This window comes from Streptomyces sp. SAS_281 (assembly GCF_052542855.1).
Genome location: NZ_JBMNDO010000225.1, coordinates 1 through 4523, shown reverse-complemented (window position 1 = coordinate 4523; position 4523 = coordinate 1). Strand labels below are relative to the sequence as shown.

The window sequence follows — 4523 nt, the reverse complement described above, 5'->3', positions numbered from 1 at the left end:
CGGCGGCACCGGAATCCGGTGCCGCCGCCTTCGGCGTACGCACTCTTCTCATCCGGCTCTCATGGCGGCCTTAACCCGCCATCACGAGCCGGTCCTAGCCTCGCGCCATGTTCTTCACCTACCTCCGGCGCGAGCTGCGCCGCCGCAGAAAGGCGGCGCTCGTCGTCGCCTCCGGGCTCGCCCTCGGCATTGCGCTGGTCATCGTCGTCAGCTCCGTCTCCTCGGGCATGAGCAAGGCCCAGGACAAGGTCCTGGAATCGCTGTACGGGCTCGGCACGGACATGACCGTCACCAAGGCGGCCACGGCGCCCGAGTCCGGTTCCACCGGCCGCCCCAGGTTCGAGTTCGACGCCAAGGACAACGACGACGACGCGACCCAGAGCACGGACCGGGTCATGGTCCAGGGCTTCCAGACCCTCGCCTCCTCCACGGTCACCGAGGTCGGAGAGCAGGACGGCGTCGCCGGCGCGGTCGGCGGGCTGAGCCTGTCCGTCATGAAGGTGGACGGGCAGTTCAAGCGCGGCGAGTTCAAGCAGGAGGGCGGTACGAGCCAGGGAGGCGGACGCGGGCCCGGCAGCGGGCAGCCGCAGGGCGAGGTCAGGGGCGGCGGCGCCTCCTTCGACGTCAACTCCTACACGGTGTACGGAACCGACGTCGCCCAGCAGGACCTCGGCCCGCTCACCTCCTCGAAGATCACCTCCGGCCGTTCGTTCAAGACGACCGAGACGAACGCCGCGGTGGCCGTGGCCGATGCCTCGTACGCCAAGGAGAAGAGCCTCGCCACGGGCAAGACCGTGACGATCCACGGGACCGAGTTCACGATCATCGGCATCTCGACGGCCGACAGCGGCGACGCCGCCGCCAACCTCTACATCCCGCTCAAGCAGGCCCAGACCCTGGCCGACGCGAAGGACAAGGTCACCACGGTCTACGTGAAGGCCGCGGACTCGCAGCGGATCGACACCGTCAAGTCGGCCATCCAGAAGAACATCTCCGGCACCACGGTCACCACCTCCGCCGACCTCGCGGACACCGTCTCCGGCTCCCTGTCCACCGCGTCCGACCTCGCCGCCGGCGTCGGCAAGTGGCTGTCCCTCGCGGTCCTGGCCGCCGCGTTCCTGGTCGCCGGGCTCCTCACCTCCTCCGCCGTCAGCCGCCGGGTGCGCGAGTTCGGCACGCTGAAGGCCCTCGGCTGGAAGAGCGGCCGGGTCACCCGCCAGGTCGTCGGCGAGGCCCTGGTCAACGGCCTCATCGGCGGGGTCCTCGGCATCGCCGTCGGCCTGGCCGGCGCCTACGCGGTCACCGCCGTCAGCCCCACACTCACCGCGGAGCTGGGCTCCTCCGGAGGCGGCGGGACGCGCGGCGGCATGATGGGCGGCGGGCCCGGCTTCGGCCGGCAGAGCGCGTCCAAGGCCCTCGACATCGCGCTCACCGCGCCCGTCTCCCTCTCCGTCATCCTGACCGCCGTCGCCCTGGCCGTGGCGGGCGGGCTGATCGCGGGCGCCTTCGGCGGCTGGCGCGCTTCCCGGCTGCGCCCGGCGGACGCGCTCCGCCGCGTCGAGTAGCAGCCCGGACCCCACACCCCGTCAGGAGAACATCCATGTACACGCTTCACGGCGTCACCAAGCAGTACCAGCGCGGCAAGTCCACCGTGCACGCCCTCGCCGGCGTCGACCTCACCATCGAGGACGGCGGCCGCCTGGTCATCCAGGGCCCCACCGGCGGCGGCAAGTCCACCCTGCTCCGGATGCTCGGCGGCCTGGACCGGCCCACCGCCGGGAGCATCGAGCTCGACGGCATGGACCTGGCGAAGCTCAGCGAGGCCAAGCTCACCAAGGTGCGCGCGGAGAACATCGGCTTCGTCTTCCAGAGCTTCAACCTCATCCCGACGCTCACCGCCCAGGAGAACGTCGAGACCGCGCTCGTCCCCCTCGGCGTCAAGGCGTCCGAGCGGCGCGCGAGAGCCGCCGAGGCGCTGGACTCCGTCGGGCTCGGCGAGCGTCTGGGCCATGTCCCCGGCGAGATGTCCGGCGGCCAGCAGCAGCGCGTCGCCATCGCCCGCGCCCTGGTCAAGCGGCCCAAGGTGCTCCTCGCGGACGAGCCCACCGGCAACCTGGACGAGTCCATGCGCGACGAGATCATGGAGGTCCTGGAGGCCCTGTGGAAGGAGCACGGGCTCACCTTCGTCATGGTCACCCACGACAGCGCCATCGCCCGCCGCGCCCCGCGCCTGGCCACCATCCGCAAGGGCAAGGTCACCATCACGGAGAACGCCCCCGCCTGACCGCATGACCTCAGAGGTAATCGACGCCCTCCGGTTCCGTCGGCAGCATGGAGTCCATCAGCCGAACGGACGACCGCACGGACCGGAGGGCCCGCCATGACCGCCTACGCCATCGCGCACCTGTACCCCGAGGGCCGCCCCCACGCGGAGGTCATCGACTACATCGAGCGCATCCAGTCGACCCTGGACCCGTACGCCGGCCGCTTCCTGGTCCACAACGCGCCGGTCGAGGTCGTCGAGGGCGCGTGGCCCGGCGCGGTGGTGGTCGTCGGCTTCCCCTCCCTCGGGAAGGCGCGCGCCTGGTACGCCTCCCCGGCCTACCAGGAACTGGTGCCGCTGCGGGCCCGGCACATGGCGGGCGACGTGGTGATCGTGGAGGGCGTCGCGCCGGACTACGACCCGAGGGCGACCGCCGCGGCGCTGCGGGCGGGGGCGGCGGCCACCCCGGTGGCGTAACGCCCGCATTTCCGGAACCTCACCGCCGAGGCGGCACGGCTGTGAGATTCACCACTTCGGCGGCGACCCGGACGCGGCCCCGACCCGGCCAATCATGCCCGGAAGGGGCCTCGTACAAGGCCGTTGGCCCAGGTCCGGGGCCTCCGGGCGCCCGATCACCATGCGGATGCCCCGGGCCGAGGCGCCGGGCCACTGGGAGAATCGGTACGCCACGACGGTCCTGTCACGCCGTGCTCGCGAGCGGTACGCGCGATGTTCCGGCGACGCCCTCAATGGGGAGGGGGACCTGGCGCCCCTCGGGACGGGGGCGCCTCCGCGTATGAGCCGACCCATGGAAGGTCTTGATCAGATGCCGGTCACCCCTGACTCCGCCACCTCGCACGCCGCCGAGAACCGCATCATCGAGCCGCTGTACGCCGAGGTCCTGCGCCGCAACCAGGGCGAGAAGGAATTCCACCAGGCGGTCCGGGAGGTCCTGGAGACCCTCGGCCCGGTGCTGGCCAAGCGGCCGGAGTTCGTGGACGCCCGGGTCATCGAGCGCATATGCGAGCCGGAGCGCCAGCTCATCTTCCGGGTGCCGTGGTCGGACGACTCGGGCGACATCCACGTCAACCGCGGCTTCCGCGTCGAGTTCTCCAGCCTGCTCGGCCCGTACAAGGGCGGTCTGCGCTTCCACCCGTCCGTCAACCTCGGCATCGTGAAGTTCCTCGGCTTCGAGCAGATCTTCAAGAACGCCCTCACCGGCATGCCCATCGGCGGCGGCAAGGGCGGCGCGGACTTCGACCCGAAGGGCCGCTCCGACGCCGAGATCATGCGGTTCTGCCAGTCCTTCATGACCGAGCTCCACCGCCACGTGGGCGAGTACACCGACGTGCCCGCCGGGGACATCGGAGTCGGCGGACGCGAGATCGGCTACCTCTTCGGCCAGTACAAGCGGATCACCAACCGCCACGAGTCCGGCGTCCTCACCGGCAAGGGCCTCGGCTGGGGCGGCGCCCTGGTCCGTACCGAGGCGACCGGCTACGGCTGCGTCATGTTCACCGCCGAGATGCTGCGCAGCCGGGGCGAGTCCCTGGACGGCCAGCGCATCTCCGTCTCCGGCTCCGGCAACGTCGCGATCTACGCCATCGAGAAGGCCCAGCAGCTCGGCGCCACCGTCGTCACCGCCTCCGACTCCGGCGGCTACGTCGTGGACGACAAGGGCATCGACCTCGACCTGCTCAAGGAGATCAAGGAGCGCGGCCGCGGCCGCATCTCCGAGTACGCCGAGCGGCGCGGCGCGCACGTGAAGTACGTCGAGGGCACCGGCGTCTGGAACGTCCCCGTCGACGTGGCCCTGCCCTGCGCCACCCAGAACGAGCTGCACGAGGCCGACGCGCTCGCCCTGGTGCGCAACGGCGTCAAGGCGGTCGCCGAGGGCGCCAACATGCCCACCACCCCCGAGGCCGTCCGCGTCTTCCAGGACGCCGGAGTGGCCTTCGCCCCCGGCAAGGCGGCCAACGCGGGCGGCGTGGCCACCAGCGCCCTGGAGATGCAGCAGAACGCCTCGCGCGACTCCTGGACCTTCGCCCACACCGAGCAGCGCCTCGCGGAGATCATGCGCCACATCCACGACTCCTGCTACACCACCGCCGAGAAGTACGGCAGCCCCGGCAACTACGTCGTCGGCGCCAACATCGCCGGCTTCGAACTGGTCGCCGACGCGATGCTGGCGCAGGGGCTCATCTGACCCCGGCCACGACGTACGGAACGGGCCCGGGGCGCTTGTCCCGGGCCCGTTCCC

Annotated in this window: 4 protein-coding genes; all 4 read left to right on the top strand. The window is 71.3% G+C overall.

The window, feature by feature from the left end:
- The first annotated feature begins 107 nt into the window (after positions 1-107).
- The 4 genes from ACN6LM_RS37605 (at position 108) to gdhA (ending at position 4469) form a co-directional block, all read left to right on the top strand.
- Positions 108-1565: an ABC transporter permease gene (locus tag ACN6LM_RS37605; RefSeq protein ID WP_445069915.1), complete on the top strand. Its 1458-nt coding sequence runs from the start codon at positions 108-110 to the stop codon at positions 1563-1565.
- A gap of 35 nt (positions 1566-1600) precedes the next feature.
- A complete protein-coding gene (locus ACN6LM_RS37600; protein ID WP_445069914.1) occupies positions 1601-2284 on the top strand; it encodes an ABC transporter ATP-binding protein in 684 nt (227 codons plus the stop codon).
- Between the two features lie 96 nt (positions 2285-2380).
- Positions 2381-2740, top strand: coding sequence for a DUF1330 domain-containing protein (locus ACN6LM_RS37595; RefSeq protein ID WP_445069913.1), 360 nt, complete (start codon positions 2381-2383; stop codon positions 2738-2740).
- 349 nt (positions 2741-3089) lie between these two features.
- A complete protein-coding gene (gene gdhA, locus ACN6LM_RS37590; protein ID WP_445069916.1) occupies positions 3090-4469 on the top strand; it encodes an NADP-specific glutamate dehydrogenase in 1380 nt (459 codons plus the stop codon).
- Positions 4470-4523: the final 54 nt, after the last annotated feature.